Below are 21,125 nucleotides of genomic sequence, written 5' to 3'. Positions count from 1 at the left end.
AAATCTCATGAATATATTAATAACTAACGACTATGGAATATATGCAGATGGAATTATAGAATTAGCAAAGGAAATATCAAATATTGCTAATGTGTATGTGGTAGCACCAGAAAGCCAAAAAAGTGCCACAGGACATTCTATAACTATACATAGTCCAATAATGGTACAAGAAACTGATATGGGTGACAAGATAAAAGCTTACTGTATATCAGGAACACCAGTAGATTGTGTAAAAGTAGGAATAGAAGGCATATTTAAAGATATAAATTTTGATTTAGTTTTAAGTGGAATAAATAATGGTCCCAATTTGGGAACTGATGTTATATATTCTGGAACAGTGTCAGCAGCCATAGAAGGACTTGTTTTAAATAAACCATCTATTGCTGTGTCATATAATGAATTTAAAGTAAAAAGTGAAGTTTATAAAGAGGGAGCTAAACATATAGCTCAGCTTATAAATAATATAAAAGATAAATTACATTTGTTAAATGACTGTATATTAAATGTAAATATACCAAACACTGAGGTGAAAGGTTGGAAGATTACAAAATTAGGGGAAAGAAAATATGACAATGTAATGGAAGAGCGAATAAGTCCTTTTGGCCAAAGATATTTTTGGATAGGTGGAAGCATTAAGGATATGGAACAAGATGAAGATAGTGACATAACTTGTGTGAACAATGGTTATATATCTATAACACCTGTTAATATTGAAATGACTAATTTGGAAAAATTTGAAATGTTAAAAAATATAAAAATGTTATAATAAGGAATATCAATCGCCAACGGCCTTGAGGAACAGGCCCGTTGCTCCAGGAAGCAGTTGTATTTTATATTTTATCTAAAAAACAGATAAAATATAAAATACTTATAATTAAAAAGCAAAATAGTGGAGGGAATATGTATAATATTTTAGTTTTAATACCAATGGATGAAGAAAAGAAGAAACTATTAGAAGAAAAATCAAAAGGATGTAAAATAGTTTATTCTAATGAAAATGAAGTTACAAAAGAAGAAGTTCAAAATGCAAATATAGTAATAGGAAGTCCTAAGGTGGACATGGTGAAAGGATCTCCTAATTTAAAATGGATGCAGCTAAATACAGCGGGAGCAGACCAATATATAAAAGAAGGAATTTTAAGTGAAGAAGTGATTCTGACAAATTCTACAGGAGCTTATGGTCTAGCAGTTTCAGAACATATGCTTGCTATGCTTTTAGAATTATTAAAAAAATTACATATTTATAGAGACAATCAAAATAAAAGATTATGGAAAAGTGAAGGAAGAGTAAGATCTATACGAGGGTCTAAGGTACTGATAGTAGGACTTGGTGATATAGGATGCAATTTTGGGGAAATGATAAAAGCTTTAGGTGGATATACAATTGGTGTTAAACGTAGAGAAAGTGCTAAGCCAAGCTATATAGATGAGTTATACTTAAACGACAAGCTGGATGAATTACTACCACAGGCTGATATTGTAGCTCTTTGTTTACCATCAACAAAAGATACTCAAAAACTATTTGATGCACAAAGAATAGAAAAGATGAAAACAGGAAGTATCTTATTAAATATGGGAAGAGGAACATCTGTTGATACTGATGCTTTATGTGATGCTGTGGAAAGTGGGCATTTATATGGAGCTGGGCTAGATGTAGTTGATCCAGAGCCACTGCCAAGTGACCATAGAATTTGGGGATTGGAGAATGTTGTGATTACTCCTCATATTTCTGGGTGGTATAATTTAGCGGAGACTTATGAGAGGATTTTTGGTATTAGTTTGGATAATTTGGAGAGATTTTTGAAGGATGAAGAGCTGTTTAATGTTATAGATTTTAATACGGGGTATGTAAAATAAAAATTAAAATAAGTAAGAAAAAGACTTTTATTTGTGAAATTTTTGCTGTGTTGAAGGATTGTACTAGGAGGCATTGTAGTTATTATATAAAGAAAAGTATTTAATAATTATATTATCCACTGGTTTATTTGCATAAATCAGTGTTTTTTTAGTTTGATGGACATATAAATTAGAAAAAATAGTAAAAAGTTTGTGACATATTGAAAACAGGTACGTTTATAAAGTGAAAGGAGATTGATGATGAATGCAGATAGTATTGAAAAATTTTATAGATTATACTCCAAAGATGTTTATATTTATACCTTTTCTCTTTGTAAAAACCAACACTTAGCAGAAGATATCATGCAAGAAGCTTTTTTAAAAGGAATATTATCATTAGATGATAATCATGAAAATGTGAAAGCTTGGCTATTTATGGTATGTAGAAATTTGTGGATAGACTATGTAAGGAAAAATAATAAATTATCTAAAATTGATATTAATGAAATTGAAATAGAAGATTGCAGTAGTAATACTTTGAAAAAATTAATAACAAATGAAGAATCATTGAATTTATATAATAAAATTATAACATTGCCTCAATCTATGAAAGAATCTCTAATTCTTTATTATTACCTAGAAGTACCACAAGAAAAAATAGCCCAAATCATGAATATATCTAATGGAGCAGTTAGGACTTTAATTTATAGAGCTAGAAAAAATCTAAGAATGAAAATGGAGGAATAAATATGAGCTTTAAAGACATTTATGAGAAATATATAAACAATGAAGCTAGTGAAGAGGAAATAAAGATTGTAGAAGAAGAAATAGAAAAAAATGAAATTATAAGTGAGCATTTATGTAATAAAATAGATGATAATTTATTTAATGTAAATAGCAATATAGATACCAGTCATTTAGATGAAAATCATGAGATAAAGAGTAGTGGTTATAATAAGAAAAACAATGAAGAGGATATTTTATTAAAAAATATAAATAGAAAGATAAGAAATAAGTTTTTGAAAGCAGTACTTGCATCAGTAGTAATTGTAATAAGTATTTTAGCTGTAGTTAAATATATTGTATCTCCCATGATGGATTCTAAATATTACAATCCATCTGCAGAAAGAGGCGATTTTTCAACACAGTTTTTAACTGATATATCTGTATTTACTGAACTTCATTTTCCAGGAGTTATAACTAGTTACACTAATGAGGAGTCATTAGGTTATGGAAAGTATAATGTTAAGATAACCCAAAGTAATACATTTAAAAATACTGAGACAACTTATGATGGAGTAATTAATAAAGGAAATTTAGAATATATTGAAAGTGATTTTTATAAATATCCTGTGATGAATGTATTTAAATATGGGGTTTATCCTTTTGACGATGCATTTGATGATGACAGGTTACAATTAGAAGAACTAAAACAATTACCAAGTACATCTCAGGTAAGTGCATATATTTCATTTAACAAAGATATAGATATGAATGAAATTTCAAAAATGATTAAGGAGTATGATGATTTATATTTCAGTTGGGTGGGAATTAGAACTTGTGATAAAAATACTCAACAACTTCCTCAAATGGGATTTGAAAGTAGTGGAAGTGGAATTATTTTAGAAGGATTTGAAAACAGTGAAGATTATCCTTATTTAGAACTTGCAAATATTGACAAAGCATATGATGCAGATGTTTATGAAACTCATTTCAAAAGCTTAGTAAAATATATGATAGATAGCAAGGATTTCATAGAACTTCAACATCCTAATGCACATACATTTACTTATGAAGATACATTTAAATATGTTGAAAAAAATGGTGTTAAGTCTTATGGTGTTCTAGTAAATGGAAGTAAGGAAAGTATACTGAAGTTAAGAGAAAATAAGTTTGTTTACAATTTAAATATTGATGATGTGAAAGCATCACGTTATTCACATTAATATCAAGTTATTGGAATAAATTGTCTATAATGCCAGGGGGTAAATTTGTTTTCCGGTAGTTTATGCACAAACTACCGGGCTTCAGTTGTTGATGGTTTATGTAAACAACTTGCTAGTATTATACTTGTCTGTAATATAATTAACCAGTTCAACTTCGCTTTCAATCTCACCTTTTATAGGATAGGTATTTTGAACTTTTTTAAATTCCTTTAATAATTTTTCTGCTTTCTCCAAATCTTTTTCTATTATTAAAGCATAAGCATACATCAATCTTTTTCTAGCTATGTAACAATTAGTTGCCTTTATGTAGGATTTTAATTCTTTAGTATATAGTTTATTTATTTTATCCTCATCTCTATTACCCATAATCTCAAGGAAAAGTAAATCACATTTTAATTCATTTTCATAGAGTTTTATTATTTTTGGTTCATAATTTAGTAGAAATTCACAACATTTTTTTGCTTTGTCAAAATCCATTATATCTGTATAGTAGTTATTTTCAAGACATTTAATACTAGTAATTAGTGGATTACTAAAATCTGAGTTCTCATCAAGTTCAAACCATTTTTTATCCATACCTTTAAACCTTATACCCTTACTTAAAAGCCCATTTACTTTTAGCTGAGTGTAAAAACAATATTTTGCCAAATCGTTTTTTCTTATGGATATTAAGTTATATCCATCATTGGTAACACCGCCTACTTTCATAGGAATTCCATTTAAAACAAAGGTGCACACACCACTTACAACCATGGCTAATAATATTGTATCCATATATTTAGTAGTTGGAGTTATTACATATATGTAGAAACAAAAAATAGATACTAAAAGATTTAAGATTACTCCACCTAAGTTATATAAAATATAGGGGCACTCTTTATAATTATCCATCTTAGGCATCATAAGACACTGTCCACCTGTTCCTGCTATTTTAAATTTCTTTATCAAAAATTTATTATTTTCTTTTACTAAAGTTAAGCACCCTACTCTAAAGGATACAAATTCAAAGTTTGATAGTAGTCCAAATATTAAGTGCCCACCCTCATGTAATATTATATGTATGAAAAGTGTTACTGCAAAAAGAGTAAGTATGATTACCAGTTCTAAAAAGGAATTTCCAAGGGGGATATTATTTTTCATACTGTATATCGCACCTGATATACCTAGAATAAGTCCAATGATTATTTGTAGTATCCATGGTAGTGATTTATTCCATAATTCTTTGATATTTGTTTTTTTCTCCATAAATCCTCCTGTATTTTGCATGATTTGATAAGTATATTGTAACATAATAAGTGTTTGAAAAATTAAATATATATTGTGAGATAGAGAAAATGTTAGCAAGTTAAGTCATTAGAATTCTTTGAATATGATGCATGGGGGTGTGGTTGTTAACGATTTATGTCAATAACTTATAAGGTTCATTCTCATAAGTTCATAAGAACATTGTTAGCCAGAGTTATTTAGAAAAGTCACAGGTGCAACATCTTTTAGAATATTCTAAGATTTATACTACTTTGCAATATGCTATGGTAAATCATAATAATGTGAAGAATTTCTATAATAAGAAAATTTTAATGGATGATATATTCAATGATTGATCTGGTAGGATTTGATAATTTTTTAGAAGTATGTAAATTATAAGGAGGCAAAAGTGTTTATATACCGGTTTACAAAAAAGTGATCATGGGAAATCGAAATAGAGAAATTTCTAGATTATATAACGGTAAAAATATAGATAATCTAAGAAATAGATATAATATGGCCTCTCAACAAGTAAAGAGTGCGCTGAAAAGAGAAGGAGTTATTTAAACGGCTGTAAACATACATCATTAGAAAATAGTAAATCCAATGTATTGACATGTATCGGATAAATATGATCAGACTTATGAAGCTTGACACTGTATATCAAGTTCTAATCAACTATCAAGGCTTCTTTTATTTATTAAAACTATTTAATATGTATTTTATTGATAAACATGATAATATCTGATACTATTATTATTGAAATAAAGCCATGAAGGTTTTGAACACAGGAAAATTTGTGTTAAACCTGCATGGCTTTTTTGCATATAAATATAAATTAAAGAGTTAACTATAAAATGAGGTTGAGAATATGATTATAAAAACATATCCATTTACTGCCGTTATAGGTCAAGAAAAAATGAAAAAAGCATTGCTTTTAAATATTGTGAATCCTAAAATAGGTGGCGTATTAATAAATGGAGAAAAAGGAACTGCAAAATCCACAATAGTAAGGTCACTTGGAAATATTATGAATGGAGAAAATAATGTTATTAACGTTCCATTATCAGTTACGGAAGATAGATTATTAGGATCCATAGATTTAGAAAAAACAATACAAAATGGAGAAGTTTATATAGAAGAAGGATTATTAAAAAGTGCTAATAAGAAAATTCTTTATATAGATGAAGTTAATTTATTACAAGATAATATTGTAGATACGTTATTAGATGTATGTGAAAGCAAAATTAATATTATAGAAAGAGAAGGAATCTCTTATTCACATGAAAGTGATTTTATTTTAGTGGGAACGATGAATAATGAAGAAGGACAACTTAGATCACAATTCTTAGATAGATTTGGTTTGTATGTAAATGTAACATCTAGTAAAGATGTCAATGAGAGAGTTTCCATATTAAAATTACTAGAAGAATACGAAATGAGTCCTACTGATTTTATAAAGAAATATATTAAAGAAGAAATAAAGTTAAAAAATCGAATAGACAATGCAAAACTTATATTACCTAAAATAAAAATAAGTGATGAACAGTTACAGGAAATGATAAATTATTGTCTTGACTATAATATTCAAGGTCATAGAGGTGATTTAGTAATAAAAGAAACAGCACTTGCAATAGCAGCATTAGATCAAAGATATTACATAAATAGTGAAGATATAAGAGAAGCCAGTGAGTTAGCTCTTATGCATAGAATGAAAAATAAAAATGAAGATGACAATAAAGATAATAACAACTCAAATGACAATAATCAAGAACAAAACAATTCTAATCAAAATAATAAAGACAAAGATAAAAATAAAAATGAAAATAAACAAAATAAAGATAAATCTAATTCTAAGCATAGCCAAGAAAATAATACAAATGATAGAAGTGATTCTATGCAGTCAAAGGTTTTTGCTATAGGCGAAGATTTTAAAATAAGAACATTTTCTCATAAAAATGATAGAACTTATAGAAATGGTCAAGGAAAAAGGACTAGAACAAAAACTAATAGTAAAAGTGGTAGATATATATATCCAACCATGCAAAGAAAAAACAATGACTTTGCACTAGATGCCACAATAAGAGCAGCTGCACCTTATCAAAAATATAGAGACAAAAAAAATTTAGCAATAAGTATAGAAAATGAAGATATTAGAGAGAAGGTAAGACAAAAGAAAGTATCAAATTTAATAGTATTTGTAGTAGATGCAAGTGGTTCTATGGGTGCCAATCAAAGGATGATAGAAACAAAGGGAGCTATATTATCATTATTAAAAGATTCTTATGTAAAAAGAGATAAAATTGCTTTAGTTTCTTTTAGAAAAGATAAAGGTGAAGTAGTATTACCACCAACTACAAGTGTTGAAAGAGGATATAAGTTATTAGAAACTATGGAAACAGGAGGAAAAACACCATTAAACAGTGGTATTTCTAAGGGATATGAAATTATTAAAAGAGAACTTAGAAAAAATCCTAATATACTTCCAATGATGATAATAATAAGTGATGGGAAAGGAAACGTGTCCTTAGATAAAAATTCGAAACCAAAAGAAGAGCTAATGCAAATTGCTAAATCAGTTAAGGAACAAAAAAAGATTAACTCTATGGTAATAGATATAGAAAAAAAGGGTCTTATGAGTTTTGGAATAGCTAAAGAATTAGCTAAGAATTTGGATGCTCAGTATATAAAAATAGATGATTTAAAAAGTGAATTAATAGTAAATAGCATTAACAATTTCAGGGGGGAATAAAAAATGTCAAAAAAATCATATCCATTTTCAGCAATAATAGGACAAGAGTCTATGAAAAAAGGTTTAATATTAAATATAATAAATCCTAAAATCTCTGGTATATTAGTATTTGGAGAAAAGGGAACGGCAAAATCAACAGCAGTTAGGGCTATTGCAAACCTTTTACCAGAGATAGAAGTTGTAAAAGGATGTAAATTTAATTGCAACCCGCATGATGTAAGTACTATGTGTAGTGAATGTTTAAAAAAAGTAAATGAAGGAAATAAGTTAGAAATTATAAAACAAAAAATGAAGGTAATAGATTTACCTGTGTCGGCAACAGAAGATAGGGTTGTTGGTTCATTAGATATAGAAGAAGCTATAAAAACTGGAACTAAAAAATTTGAAAGCGGAGTACTTGCGCAAGCTAATAGAGGGATTTTATATGTTGATGAAATTAACTTGCTTGATGACCATATAGTTGATTTACTATTGGACAGTGCAGCTATAGGTGTAAATACAGTTGAGAGAGAGGGAATATCTTTTTCTCATCCATCAAATTTCATATTAGTTGGAACTATGAATCCAGAAGAAGGAGAATTAAGACCTCAATTATTAGATAGATTTGGATTTAGTGTTGAGATAAAAGGTATAAAAGATCCTCAAAAGCGTGTTGAAATAGTTAAATATAGATCGCATTTTGAAGAGAATCCAGATGAATTCATAAAAAAATGGGAGATAGAAGAGCAATTACTAAGAGATAAAATAGAAAATGCCAGAACTTTAGTTAAAGATGTTACTATAAGTGATGAAATGTTATTATTGAATGCTAATCTTTCAATAGCACTTGATATAGATGGTCATAGAGGCGATTTAACACTTATGAAAGCATCAAAAGCAATGGCAGCATTTAATAATAAGCTAGAAGTAGAAAGAGAAGATATAGAAGAAGTAGCACATATGGTACTTTTACATAGAATGAGAAGTTTACCATTTGAAACAACAAAGAAACTAGATGAAAATAAAATAAGAGAAATTATAGACTCTTTTATGGCTGTGGAGGTATAGTATGAAAAATATTGTAGCTATTATGTGGCATGGCTCTTATAATATATTATCAAAGTTAAAGCCAAGGCTAAATGAATATACAAATTTAAAAATATATTCATCTAGATTATTAGATGAAGAAAAACAGGATATAGATGAGCTAATAAAAGATATTGAAACTTGTGATGCATTAATTTTGAATAAGACCTCTACAGATAGTATCTGGGATGAAATAGATAACATTATAGATAATATGGATAACACTAAAGTTTATATAGGAGGAGAATCTAGTTTATTTATAAATAATGAAAAAGGACTAGAAATATCAAGCAAATGCAACACATACATAACTTATAGTGGAGAAGAAAACTGGATAAATATGATTAAGTACATATTATGTGATGTGCTTAATGAGAAAATAACATATAAAGAGCCTATTGAAATTCCATGGGATGGAATATATCATTGTGACACTAATGAAATATTTGCATCTACAAAAGATTATTTAAAATATAAAAAGCAAAGTAACAAAGGTACCATAGGACTAATAACTTCTAGGGGGTACTGGGTAAATAAAAACATAGAAATAGAAAAAAAACTTATAAAAGCGATAGAAGATAAAGGATACAGTGTTATTCCTATTTTCACATATACTTTAAGAAATGAGGAAATAGGTGCAAAAGGAACAGCCAATGCCGTTAGAACATTTTTCATAGATGAAGATAATAAGCCTATAGTAGATGCAGTAATAAAGATGACTAGTTTCTTTTTAGATTCTGACTCCAAAAACTACACGAACTTAGATAATGCTAATAAAACTGATATATTAATAACCTTAAACTGTCCTATTTTTCAACCTATTACTTCATCATATATGACAGCTAAAGAATGGGAAGATGACAGGGATGGAACTATAAAAGATATTGCATGGAGCGTTGCACTTCCAGAATTAGAAGGTGTTATAGAACCAATATTTATTGGAGCATTAGATAATAATGACAATGTGGAAAGTAGAGTAGCTATAAGCGATAGGTGTGAAAAACTGATAAATAGAGTTATTAAATATGTAAATTTGCACAAAAAGCCTAATAGTGAAAAGAAAGTAGTATTTTTACTTAACAATAATCCTTGCGCCTCATTAGAAGCTTCAATAGGAGGAGGAGCAAACTTAGATACCTTAGAAAGTGTATCAAGAGTATTATCAAAAATGAAAGAATTAGGATATGATTTAGAAGATATTCCAAAGGATGGTAAAGAATTAGTAGATACTATAATGAACAAAAAAGCTATCTCTGAATTTAGATGGACAACGGTAGAGGAGATAATTAAAAAAGGAGGAGCATTAGACTTAATTGAAAAAGGTGAGTATATAGAATGGTTTAATAAACTAAGTAAAGAAGTTAAAGAAAATATGATAGAAAATTGGGGTAATCCTCCAGGAGAAACTATAGAAGGAGTATCTCCTTCTATGATATATAAAGATAAAATAGTAGTAACAGGAGTAAATTACAAAAATGCTTTAGTATGTGTACAACCAAAGAGGGGATGTGCTGGATCTAAGTGCGATGGAGCTGTTTGCAAGATACTTCATGATCCACATACACCACCTACACATCAATACTTAGCTACATATAGATACTTTGAAGAAAAATATAAGGCAGATGTTATTATTCATGTTGGAACTCATGGTAATTTAGAGTTTTTACCAGGTAAAGGAGTAGGCTTATCTCAAAATTGTTATCCAGATATATGTATAGGAAACTTACCTAATTTATATATTTATAATGCTGATAATCCTCCAGAAGGTACTATTGCAAAAAGAAGATCATATGCAACAATAATAGATCATATGCAAACTTTAATGACTCAAGGCGGGCTTTATGATGAGTTAATAGAGTTGGAAAATTTATTAGAACAATATGAAAAGGTTAAAGTAAGTGACAAAACTCAAGCACATTTATTAAAACATTTGATAGTTGAGGAAATAAAGAAAGCAAATCTAGAAACTCAAATAGATATAAGTGATCATCATAACAAAATAGAAAAAATATTAGAAGAGTGCCATAAAGTACTATCTTTAATTAAAAATACTCAAATACAAGATGGGCAACATATTTTAGGAAAAATACCTGAAGGAGACAGATTAGTTGAATTAATTAATTCAATAATAAGATTCGAAGGGTTAGATAAAGAGTCTTTAAGAAATAAAATAGCATCATTAATTGGATTAAACCTAAAGGATTTACTGGATAACAAAGAAAAAATAAATGATTTATATCAAATCTCTAATGGAAACTTGTTGTTTGAGTTAGATATACTAAGCAAAGAAGTAATAAACTTATATATTAAAGATAAAAGTTTAATAGATAATATAGATATCTTTAAAGTTTATCAATTAAAAAATATAGATAAACTAGATGAAATAGAAGACTTTAAAGAAAAAATAATAGATATAAAAAATAGAATAGAAGAATCTAAAGAAATAGATTCTTTATTAAAAGCAATGAATGGAGAATATATAAGTGCAGGGCCATCGGGAGTTATAACTAGAGGAAGAGATGATATTTTGCCTACGGGAAGAAACTTTTACACGCTGGACCCTTATAGAATACCTACTAAAGTATCTTATGAAGTTGGAAGAAGATTAGGTGATAAAGTTATAGAAAAATACTTAGAAGAAACAGGTACGTATCCTGAGAACTTTGCTATTTACTGGATGTGTAATGACATACTATGGTCAGACGGTGAAGGAATGGCTCAACTTCTTTATTTGATAGGAACAAGGCCAACATGGTCAAAAAACGGTAGAGTAAATGGATTTGAAATAATTCCACTAGAAGAACTAAATAGACCAAGAATTGATGTAACAGTTAGAATATCAGGCATACTTAGAGATAATTTTTCAAATTGTGTAGATTTATTAGATGGAGCCATTGAAGCGGTTTCTAGATTGGATGAACCAATAGATAAAAACTACATAAGAAAACATACTCTAGAAAATAATTCATCATCTAGAATATTTGGAACAAGACCAGGAACATATCTATCAGGTATAAATATGATGGTGTATTCATCTGCATGGAAAGAAAAAAATGACTTTTTAGATGTGTTCACATATTACAATGGATATTCATATGGAAAAAATAAATATGGTCAAGAAGCTTATAGTGAGTTGAATGATAGCCTAAAAACAATTGATATAACTTATAATAAAGCAATATCTGATGAACATGATTTATTAGGATGTTGTGCTTATTTTGGAGCTCATGGAGGATTAACAGCAGCTGCAAAACAAGTTTCTACTAAAGAAGTAAAAACATATTATGGAGATACAAGAGAAGTATCTAGTGTGGAAGTAAGAACATTATCTGAAGAAATAAGAAGAGTTGTAAGAGGAAAATTACTTAATCCAAAGTGGATTGAAGGACAAAAGAGACATGGTTATAAAGGAGCATCAGATATATCAAAGAGAATAGGAAGAGTATATGGCTGGGATGCTACAACTGATGAAGTAGACGATTGGATATTTGATGAAATAACAAATACCTTTGTTTTAGATGATGAAAATAGAAAATTTTTTGAAGAAAACAATCCTTGGGCTTTAGAAGAAATTTCAAGAAGGTTAATAGAAGCTTATGAGAGAAATTTATGGGAAGCTGATGAAGATATAATAGAAGAACTAAAAGATTATTATATAGAGATGGAAGGATGGATAGAAGAAGGTATGGGAGATATAGAAGGAGATTTTCAAGGAGGGTCAATTGATATTATTGATTTAAATGAAATAGAAAGTTTTAGAGAAAAGTTATATAAAATAAAATCTTAAATATAATTTTAAAATATTAAATACAATTGTGGAAATAGTCAATTGGAAAATATTTACAAATTAATGTGTAAAGTGTTATCATAAATATATAATAAAGCCATGAAGGTTTTAGATTCTTTAGAGAGAGTCTATACTTCATGGCTATTTTTTTGAAATATAGGGGGAGTAGTATGAAAATAGGATTAAAAAAGAAATTATCATTGATGCTATCATTAGTAATGGTAACTGCAATGGTAGGATGTAGTAGTACTGATGGTAGTACAGAAAAAGGAAATAAAGAAACACATAAAGTAGTAGATACATATGGAAGATATGTAGATGTGCCTAAAGATGTAGAAACAGTAGCTATATTAAATTCAGGCGTATACGATTTAGTATGTGGTTTAGGTGCTGCAGATAAAGTAGTAGGTGTAACAGACACTACAAAAATATTACCAAATGATACTGAAAAAGAAATAGTTGGTACTTGGAAAGAGCCTAATGTTGAGAAAATATTAGAATTAAAACCAGATGTAGTTTTTGGTTATAAACAATATATGAAGGCAGAATCAGCTAAACAAATAGAAGATGCTGGAATCGCTTTAGTTTATATAGATGCGTATAAAGCAGAAAATATGGCATCAGAAATAAGTACACTAGGACTTATATTAGGAAAAGAAGAACAAGCTAAGGAATACTTAGCATTTTTAAATAAGTACACAGATATAATAAATGAAAGATTAGCTGAATTACCAGAAGAAGAAAAGGTTAATGTTTACTGGGAAGGTTATAGTGACTATACAACAGTTGCAAAGGGAACTGGTGGACACGGTGTAATAGACTTAGCTGGCGGAGTTAATATAGCTGGAAATGAACCTGTTGAATATCCCAAAATAAGTGATGAATGGGTAATAGAAAAGAATCCAAATGTTATAGTAAAAGTAGCATCTAATACTGAAGCAACATTGGGACTGGGAGTAGAAGATGATTCAAAGGCAAAAAAATTATATGATACTTTAGTATCAAGACAAGGATGGAATCAATTAAAAGCAGTAAAAAACAATAAAACATATATAATATCTAATGAAATAGCAACATCTCCACAAGGAAGTGTAATAGGAAGCTTATATTTAGCAACTTGGTTATATCCAGATAAATTTGAAGATATAAAACCAGAAGAAGTACATAAAGAAATGTTAGAAAAATTCTATGGATTAGATGGTAAAGGAATATGGACTTATGTACCAAATAGCAAGTAATAAGGTATATTTAGATAAAAAGACTAGCTATGAAAGAAAAAAATATAAAAATTTATTAATACTAATAGGACTTAGTGTCCTATTAGTATTAGTTACAATAATGTCTATTTCCATAGGTGCATCATCAGTAAATTCATCTAAAGTTATAGAAGTAGTAATGAGTTTATTTAATTCTGACTATACAGTATCGAAAATAGATGAAATAGTTGTACTTAATATAAGATTGTCAAGAGTTTTTGTAGCTATATTTGCTGGGATAGCTCTTTCTAATGCAGGGCTTTTAATGCAAGGTATTTTCCAAAATCCTATTGTAAGTCCTTATACTCTTGGAGTTTCAAATGGAGCAGCATTTGGAGCAGCATTATCAATAGTTATGGGCGCTAAATTATCTTTCTTAGGAAATTATAGAGTGCCTGTTTTTGCATTTATATTTTCTGTAATCACTATGCTAATGGTATATGGTGTAGCCTTAGTGGCGAAAAATTCCTCTAAGACCTTAGTTTTATCAGGAGTAGCCATTGGATATTTATTCTCGGCAATGGTTTCATTTATAAAGTATGTAAGTGATTCAAATGAACTTCCTGAAATTGTGTTTTGGATGATGGGAGGACTTGCAGGAATACCATGGGAGTCTATAGCTCTAATAGCAATAGTAGTAATTATAAGCGTAACTATAATGATGAGATTTGCATGGGATCTAAATGTAATGTCAGCGGGAGAAGAATTGGCTATTAGCTTAGGTGTAAACTTTAACAAGATTAAAAATATTTCTATAATATTGTCAACATTAATGACGGCTGTAGCAGTAGCTTTTACAGGAATAATTGGATTTGTAGGTCTAATAGCACCACATATAAGTAGAATAATCATAGGAAGTGACTATAGATATTTAATACCAGCATCATCTTTAATTGGAGCATTGCTATTATTAATTTCTGACACTATAGCAAGAAATATAATAGCACCAACTGAATTACCAGTTGGAATAATAACATCTTTTATAGGAGTTCCTTTCTTCCTATATTTAATAATTAAGCAAAAGAGAGGATAAAAAATGAGTTTAAGAATTGAAAACATTAATTTTGAATATAAAACAAAACATATATTGAATGATGTATGTTTAGATGCAGAGTATGGAAATGTGGTAAGTATAATAGGACCAAATGGATCAGGAAAGACAACATTTATAAAATGTATAAATAAAATATTAAAGCCGAAAAAGGGAAGTATAAAATTAAATGAAAAAAACCTTTATTTAATGAAACAACAAGATATAGCTAAAAAAATAGCTTATGTACCCCAAATGACTAATGATTTTTTCTCTGGGACAGTTATGGATTTAGTAATTATGGGGAGAAAGCCATATATCAATTGGAATATTAGTGAGGAAGATATAAAAATTGTATTAGATATATTAGATAGTATGGGTATACTTCATTTAGCTGATAAGTTCTATAGTGAATTAAGTGGAGGTCAAAAACAAAAAGTACTTATAGCAAGAGCTTTAGCACAAGATACCGATATATATTTGTTAGATGAACCAATTAGTTTTTTAGATATAAAAAACCAAATAGAAGTAATGAAAATGGCTAGAAATCTTGCACAAAAAGGAAAAATAGTAATAATAGTTGTTCATGATTTAAATATGGCAATGAAGTATTCTGATAAAATTTTACTTCTTGAGGATGGTTATGTAATATCACAAGGAAAACCAAAAGAAGTATTAACAGAGTCAAATATAAAAAAAGTATATGATGTAGATGTAGATATTCGAGGAGACTATATAGTTTCTATATAGAAAATAAATGAAATTTTGAATAATTGAATTCTCATAGAACGTATATTTTATAGTATGTACTACAATTAAATTGATTATGAAAATTACTGGTGCTATAATTTTAGTGAACAATTAGAATATTTAATTTGTTAACATATATTAAAGGTCAGAAGGCTCAGCTTTCTGACTTTTTTGCGAAATGAGGATAGATATGATAAAAATAAGGGATGTAAGTAAAAAATATGGTAAACAAATAGCTTTAAATAAATTAAACTTAGAAATTAAAGAAAGTGAATTTTTTGGTATATTAGGTCCTAATGGAGCTGGAAAAACAACCATATCAAAATTAATATCAACTTTAATCTTACCAAATGGAGGCAGTATAAATATAGATAATGAAATTTTAACTAGAGATAGTGTACATATAAAAAAGAAAATATCATTAATGTCTCAAGAGTATTCTTTAAGAAATGATATGACAGTAAGTCAGATAATGGAATTACAAGGTAGATTGTATCAAATACCTAAGGAAAAAAGATTAAGAAAGACCAATGAGCTATTGGAGTTTTGTGATTTAATTAATGAAAAAGATAAAAAAGTAAGAAATTTATCTGGTGGAATGAAGAGAAAGCTAATGATAAGCAGAGCATTACTAACAGAGCCTAAAATACTATTGTTAGATGAGCCAACAGTAGGTTTAGACCCAATATCAAGAAGACATATCTGGAAATTATTAAGAAATTTGAATGAAAATGGATTAACAATAATTTTGACTACACATTACATTGAAGAAGCACAGCTACTATGTGATAGAGTGGCAATGTTAAATAAGGGCAAACTTATAAATTGTAAAGTGCCAAAACAATTTATAGATGAACTTGGTAATATAGCAGTAGATGTATATGAAAATAATGAAATTAAAAATTATTATTTCAATAAAAAAGATGATGCAATTAGATTTGTAAATATCTTAGAAAATAGATTTGAAATAAGAAGTACTACATTAGAAGATGTATTTATTGAAGTTGTAGGGGAAAGGATTGATGCATAGTGTGGGGGGTTACAACTGCTATATGGGAGAGGTATATAGAATTTAAAAATGAATTTTGGAAAAATACCATATCTCAAACTATAAGTCCACTATTATATATGATAGCATTTGGTATGGGACTAGGTAGTACTACTCAAATAGATGGTCACAGTTATATACAGTTTATCATTCCAGGGATTATTGCACTTACAACCATGAATGCTAGCTTTAGCTCTATAGCTATGTCACTGAATGTACAAAGGTTATTTGAACATTCATTTGAACAAATAATAATGTCGCCTACACCTATTTGGCAGTATGTGCTAGGGCAGACAATAGGAGGAGCTTTAAGAGGGGTATATTCTGGAGTAATTGTATTAATCATTTCGGCATTTTTTAATGCAGATATACATATAACACCTATGTTTATATTAGTTATGCTGTTAAATGGGATGCTATTTGCATCATTAGGTGTATTTGCAGCTATTAATTCAAAAACACATTCTAGCGTTAGTAGATTTTCAACTTATGTAATTTTGCCAATGACATTTTTATGCAATACATTTTTTTCTTTAGATAACGTTTCTGGAGTGGTAAAATTTATTATAGAAGTACTTCCGCTAACACATTCAAGTAGATTATTACGTGATATATCTTTTTTAAATCCAACAAACTATTTAAGTTTATTAATTTTAATTCTTTATATGATATTATTTATTTCAATATCAATTTATAGTATAAAGAAATTAAAAAATCTATAAAACTGTAATTTATATAAAGAAATATATGATATGCTTAGGAGATAAGTATAAATAATTAACTGTACTTATATCTTATGTTTATATATTATATAATAAGATATAAACATAAGAATAAAAAGGAGAATAGCATGAAATACACAAAAGAAGAAATGGATGTAATAGCAGATAAAATAGTAGAAATGCTAAATGAAAAAGAAGAAATGAGAATAGGTAAAATAGCTAAAGTACTTATACACTCAGGTTTAGTTCAATCAAGCTATGAAGCAGATAAAGTACTTAAATATAGAAAAGATTTATTTATAAGTCCGAAAATGGGAATTTGGAGACTTGTGGAAAGTGAATAATATTTTTACTAAAAAGCCGTTGATTTGATATCAATGGCTTTTATTATAGGTGAAAATCACTTTTGGGAAACATGAATGTGAAGGTGTATATAAAAATTATTTTCATAGAAAATATGTTTACAAAAATAATTTTTATTAGTATTATTATGATAAAGAAAAATATTTCAAGGAGGTAGGAATATGGAAAAAAACAAATCTGTTATTGATATTATTTTTGCTGAATATAACAACTTTTTTGATGCAGAAAAGAAAATAGCAGACTATATAGTAAATAACAGAGAGAAACTAATAGATATGACTATTTCCGAGTTAGCAGAGTCTGCCGGAGCAAGTGAGGCAACTGTGACAAGATTCTGTAAAAAGTGTAATCTAAAAGGGTTTCATCATTTGAAAATAACCCTAGCAAAGGAAGTTGTAGATTTAAAAAAAGATGAGATTTCTATTTCTGGAAATGTTAGTGAGGATAATATAAGCCTTTCTCTCAATAATATTTTACTTAATAAAATTGAAGAATTAAAACAGACAGTTTCCATGATAGATGAAGGCGATTTTAAAGAAATTTTAAATGTAATAAAAAAAGGAAGAAGTGTGCAATTTGCAGCAGTGGGAAATACCATACCTGTAGCCTTAGATGGATGTTATAAATTTAATCAGATAGGAATTACAGCCATTGCAAATACCATATGGGAAACTCAAATATCATATACTTATAATTTATCAAATGAAGATGTGGTTATAATAATTTCGAATTCTGGTGCATCAAGAAGGTTGATCGATGTGGCAAAGGCTGCAATGGAACAAGGGGCAACTACCATAGCAATAACTAATAGTGATAATTCAGTTTTGGCAAAAATTTGTAATCATCATATTAAGACAGCAACGAGGGAAAAATTATTTTTAGAGGAATATTATTTTTCTAGAATTTCGGCTATGACTGTAATAGAGATATTATATCTGTTTTTAACTGTGGGAAAAGAAGATGTGTACAAAAATCTTAGTAGACATGAACAGTCCATTGCTGATGATAAAATTTAGAAAAATAAATTAGCTAATGATAAAATTTAAGGATTGTATAATTTTTGGGGGAGGACAGAATTTTGAAAAAGACTTGTGCAAAAGAAGCTTTAAAATATATTAAAAATCATTCAATAATTGGTTTAGGTGGAGGAAGTACTATTTCTTATCTTGTTTCTTATATAAAAGAAAGCAAACTAGATGTGAAAATTGTTACTCCATCTTGTGAAACAGAAAAACTTTGTAGAGAAAACAACCTAAAAGTACTTGAAACTTCATCAGTAAATGAATTATCGGTTGCATTCGATGGCTGTGATGAAGTTGACTATAACTTAAATGCTTTAAAAAGTTGTGGAGGAATACATACTAAGGAAAAAATAGTAGCTACAATGGCAAAAGATTATATTTTACTTGTGGATGAAAGTAAAGTTTCTGAAACACTTAAATTTAAATATCCTGTAGTTTTAGAAATAGTACCAGAAAGTAAATCTCTTGTTGAAAAAAGAGTAAAGCAACTAGGTGGCCAAGTTAATATGAGAAATGATATATTAATGGAGGTAAAATTTGATTTAGAGCATGTAGAAAATATTGCCAAATTAGACGAGGATTTAAAGGGAATAATTGGTGTAATTGATACATCTTTATTTTATAATATAGCTACAAAAGCAATAGTAGTAGAAAAAGAGGGAGTAAAATTAATAGAGTGTGAGAGAGGGGCTTAATCAAGATGGGTGAAAATTTTAAAGTATTAAATAATGGGGTAAAAATACCTTCAATAGGTTTTGGAACTTACAAATCAGGTAGTGATGAAGAAACTGCAAAAATAGTGAAGTATGCTCTAGAAACTGGATATAGACAGATTGATACAGCATCATTTTATGGAAATGAAGTAGGCATAGGTAATGGGATAAAAGAAAGTAAAGTTAATAGAGAAGATATATTCTTGGTTACTAAACTTTGGAATGATGATCATGGATATGAAAAAACAATGGAAGCTTTTAATAAATCTTTAGAAAGTCTACAAGTGGAGTACATAGACTTATATCTTGTTCATTGGCCAAACAAGTTGAATAATGAAACATGGAAGGCTTTTGAAGAACTTTATGAAAGTGGGAAAGTAAAAGCTATAGGAGTTTGTAACTTTAAACAAGGTCATTTGGAAGAATTAATAAAAAATGCAAAAATAAAGCCGATGGTAAATCAAGTGGAAATGCATCCTACAAATCAAAAAAAAGAGCTAGTTGAATACTGTGATAAAAATGAAATTCAATTAATTGCATGGAGTCCAATAATGAGAGGAAAAATATTTGAAAATGAGCTTATGATGAGTTTATCGCAAAAATATAAAAAATCCATAGCACAAATAGTATTAAGATGGCATACTCAAAGGGGTATAATTCCAATACCAAAGTCAGCAAATGAGTGCAGAATAAAAGAAAATCTAGATATTTTTGATTTCGAAATTTCTAAGGACGATATGATGAAGATTGATTTATTAGATGAGGGATATGATGCATCTGTAACAGGAGTACCGGAAAATACAACTTATTTTGAAGTTATAAAATAAGAATGTGAATAGTAGTACCAATTGAATAAAATATATTGAAATAAGTAAGAGCTGTAAATGATTTGTTTACAGCTCTTACTTATATTAATACAATTAAAATATATAGCGGATCATATGAGGGAAGCAAATTTTTATAAAAGAAAGATATATGGAGGCATGATGAATAAAATAAAGATTAATCTTAATTGCAATCTTAATGAGTTCTTACATAATTGGGAAAAAGATGTGGAGGAGTACACATTAAAAAAATTAAATAAAGGAAAATATGAAACTTTTCTAGGTAATATAAATGATGATGAAATATTTTTGAGTTTTTGTAGTAACGATAAAAAAGTAAATATTTCAATGACTTGTTTTAAGGGGAAAATTATTGAGAAAGAAGATAAGTTATATATAGAAGGAAAATTTACAGTTCCATTTTTTAAAAAGATTGTGGCTTTGTTTATGGTATTTATAACTTTAGTGATGATTATTGGATTAGAACTTAGTATTTTTACTTTATTTCCATTTTGGTTACTGTCAGATATATGTGTGAGATTTTTTCATCATTACGATTATGTAAAAGAAATGTTGATTAATAAAATTAAAATATTAGGTAATTCAAAAGCTGATTATGTTTGTTGTGATAAATATAAATTAAGCAAAACTAAAAGAAAAATATTACATTTAATAGGAGTAATATTGATTTTAATTAGTATCTTTACATATTTAAAAATGATTGGAAATTATAATCAGCAAAGGTTATGCACTATACTTGGCTTTG

Annotated in this window: 18 protein-coding genes and 1 pseudogene; 18 read left to right on the top strand and 1 reads right to left on the bottom strand. The window is 28.3% G+C overall.

What is annotated here, in order from left to right; all coding sequences use genetic code 11:
* Positions 1-7 precede the first annotated feature (7 nt).
* The 4 genes from surE (at position 8) to QX51_RS16935 (ending at position 3,782) form a co-directional block, all read left to right on the top strand.
* Positions 8-766, top strand: coding sequence for a 5'/3'-nucleotidase SurE (gene surE, locus QX51_RS16950; RefSeq protein WP_039681086.1), 759 nt, complete (start codon positions 8-10; stop codon positions 764-766).
* A gap of 134 nt (positions 767-900) precedes the next feature.
* Positions 901-1,857: a D-2-hydroxyacid dehydrogenase gene (locus tag QX51_RS16945; RefSeq protein WP_039681085.1), complete on the top strand. Its 957-nt coding sequence runs from the start codon at positions 901-903 to the stop codon at positions 1,855-1,857.
* A 240-nt stretch (positions 1,858-2,097) separates the two neighbouring features.
* Entirely contained in the window at positions 2,098-2,583 is a 486-nt protein-coding gene (locus QX51_RS16940; protein ID WP_039681084.1) for an RNA polymerase sigma factor, read from the top strand.
* A gap of 2 nt (positions 2,584-2,585) precedes the next feature.
* Positions 2,586-3,782, top strand: coding sequence for an anti-sigma factor C-terminal domain-containing protein (locus QX51_RS16935; RefSeq protein ID WP_039681083.1), 1,197 nt, complete (start codon positions 2,586-2,588; stop codon positions 3,780-3,782).
* Positions 3,783-3,878: 96 nt separating this feature from the next.
* Here QX51_RS16935 and QX51_RS16930 read toward each other — a convergent pair whose 3' ends face one another.
* Positions 3,879-5,027, bottom strand: coding sequence for a site-2 protease family protein (locus QX51_RS16930; RefSeq protein ID WP_052233133.1), 1,149 nt, complete (start codon positions 5,025-5,027; stop codon positions 3,879-3,881).
* A 411-nt stretch (positions 5,028-5,438) separates the two neighbouring features.
* Between QX51_RS16930 and QX51_RS20145 the strand changes: the two are divergent.
* From QX51_RS20145 to QX51_RS16865, 14 genes and pseudogenes are all read left to right on the top strand, one after another.
* Positions 5,439-5,594: pseudogene (locus tag QX51_RS20145) on the top strand (Mor transcription activator family protein); the annotation flags it as partial.
* 304 nt (positions 5,595-5,898) lie between these two features.
* The gene (locus QX51_RS16925) at positions 5,899-7,779 is read left to right on the top strand and encodes an AAA family ATPase (RefSeq protein WP_039681082.1); all 1,881 of its coding nucleotides are present in this window, start codon (positions 5,899-5,901) and stop codon (positions 7,777-7,779) included.
* A 3-nt stretch (positions 7,780-7,782) separates the two neighbouring features.
* Positions 7,783-8,826 (top strand): magnesium chelatase ATPase subunit I, encoded by a 1,044-nt coding sequence (locus QX51_RS16920; RefSeq protein WP_039681081.1) that lies wholly within the window; start codon positions 7,783-7,785, stop codon positions 8,824-8,826.
* Between the two features lies 1 nt (position 8,827).
* Positions 8,828-12,631 (top strand): cobaltochelatase subunit CobN, encoded by a 3,804-nt coding sequence (gene cobN, locus QX51_RS16915; RefSeq protein WP_039681080.1) that lies wholly within the window; start codon positions 8,828-8,830, stop codon positions 12,629-12,631.
* 170 nt (positions 12,632-12,801) lie between these two features.
* Positions 12,802-13,869, top strand: a complete 1,068-nt coding sequence (locus QX51_RS16910) for an ABC transporter substrate-binding protein (protein WP_052233132.1) — start codon at positions 12,802-12,804, stop codon at positions 13,867-13,869.
* Entirely contained in the window at positions 13,850-14,920 is a 1,071-nt protein-coding gene (locus QX51_RS16905; RefSeq protein ID WP_039681079.1) for a FecCD family ABC transporter permease, read from the top strand. Before QX51_RS16910 ends, QX51_RS16905 begins: the two co-directional genes overlap by 20 nt.
* A gap of 3 nt (positions 14,921-14,923) precedes the next feature.
* Positions 14,924-15,667 carry an ABC transporter ATP-binding protein gene (locus tag QX51_RS16900; protein WP_039681078.1) on the top strand — a complete coding sequence of 248 codons (744 nt, stop codon included), beginning with the start codon at positions 14,924-14,926 and terminating at the stop codon, positions 15,665-15,667.
* A 190-nt stretch (positions 15,668-15,857) separates the two neighbouring features.
* Positions 15,858-16,697, top strand: coding sequence for an ABC transporter ATP-binding protein (locus QX51_RS16895; protein ID WP_039681077.1), 840 nt, complete (start codon positions 15,858-15,860; stop codon positions 16,695-16,697).
* Complete coding sequence (locus QX51_RS16890; protein WP_039681076.1) at positions 16,697-17,437, top strand: ABC transporter permease; 741 nt, start codon at positions 16,697-16,699, stop codon at positions 17,435-17,437. The genes QX51_RS16895 and QX51_RS16890 overlap by 1 nt, the downstream gene beginning before the upstream one ends.
* Positions 17,438-17,565: 128 nt before the next feature.
* Positions 17,566-17,781: a hypothetical protein gene (locus QX51_RS16885; RefSeq protein ID WP_039681075.1), complete on the top strand. Its 216-nt coding sequence runs from the start codon at positions 17,566-17,568 to the stop codon at positions 17,779-17,781.
* 180 nt (positions 17,782-17,961) lie between these two features.
* The gene (locus QX51_RS16880) at positions 17,962-18,816 is read left to right on the top strand and encodes a MurR/RpiR family transcriptional regulator (RefSeq protein WP_039681074.1); all 855 of its coding nucleotides are present in this window, start codon (positions 17,962-17,964) and stop codon (positions 18,814-18,816) included.
* 62 nt (positions 18,817-18,878) lie between these two features.
* Positions 18,879-19,517: a ribose 5-phosphate isomerase A gene (gene rpiA, locus QX51_RS16875; RefSeq protein ID WP_079764872.1), complete on the top strand. Its 639-nt coding sequence runs from the start codon at positions 18,879-18,881 to the stop codon at positions 19,515-19,517.
* 5 nt (positions 19,518-19,522) lie between these two features.
* Positions 19,523-20,362 (top strand): aldo/keto reductase, encoded by an 840-nt coding sequence (locus QX51_RS16870; protein WP_039681072.1) that lies wholly within the window; start codon positions 19,523-19,525, stop codon positions 20,360-20,362.
* A 159-nt stretch (positions 20,363-20,521) separates the two neighbouring features.
* Positions 20,522-21,125, top strand: a 604-nt coding sequence (locus QX51_RS16865; RefSeq protein ID WP_039681071.1) for a hypothetical protein, incomplete at its 3' end; no start/stop codon positions are given.

The sequence above is a fragment of the Terrisporobacter othiniensis genome (assembly GCF_000808015.1).
Classification (GTDB): Bacteria; Bacillota; Clostridia; order Peptostreptococcales; family Peptostreptococcaceae; genus Terrisporobacter; species Terrisporobacter muris.
The sequence above is the reverse complement of the archived record's forward strand: the minus strand, read 5'-3'. Positions and strand labels throughout refer to the sequence as shown.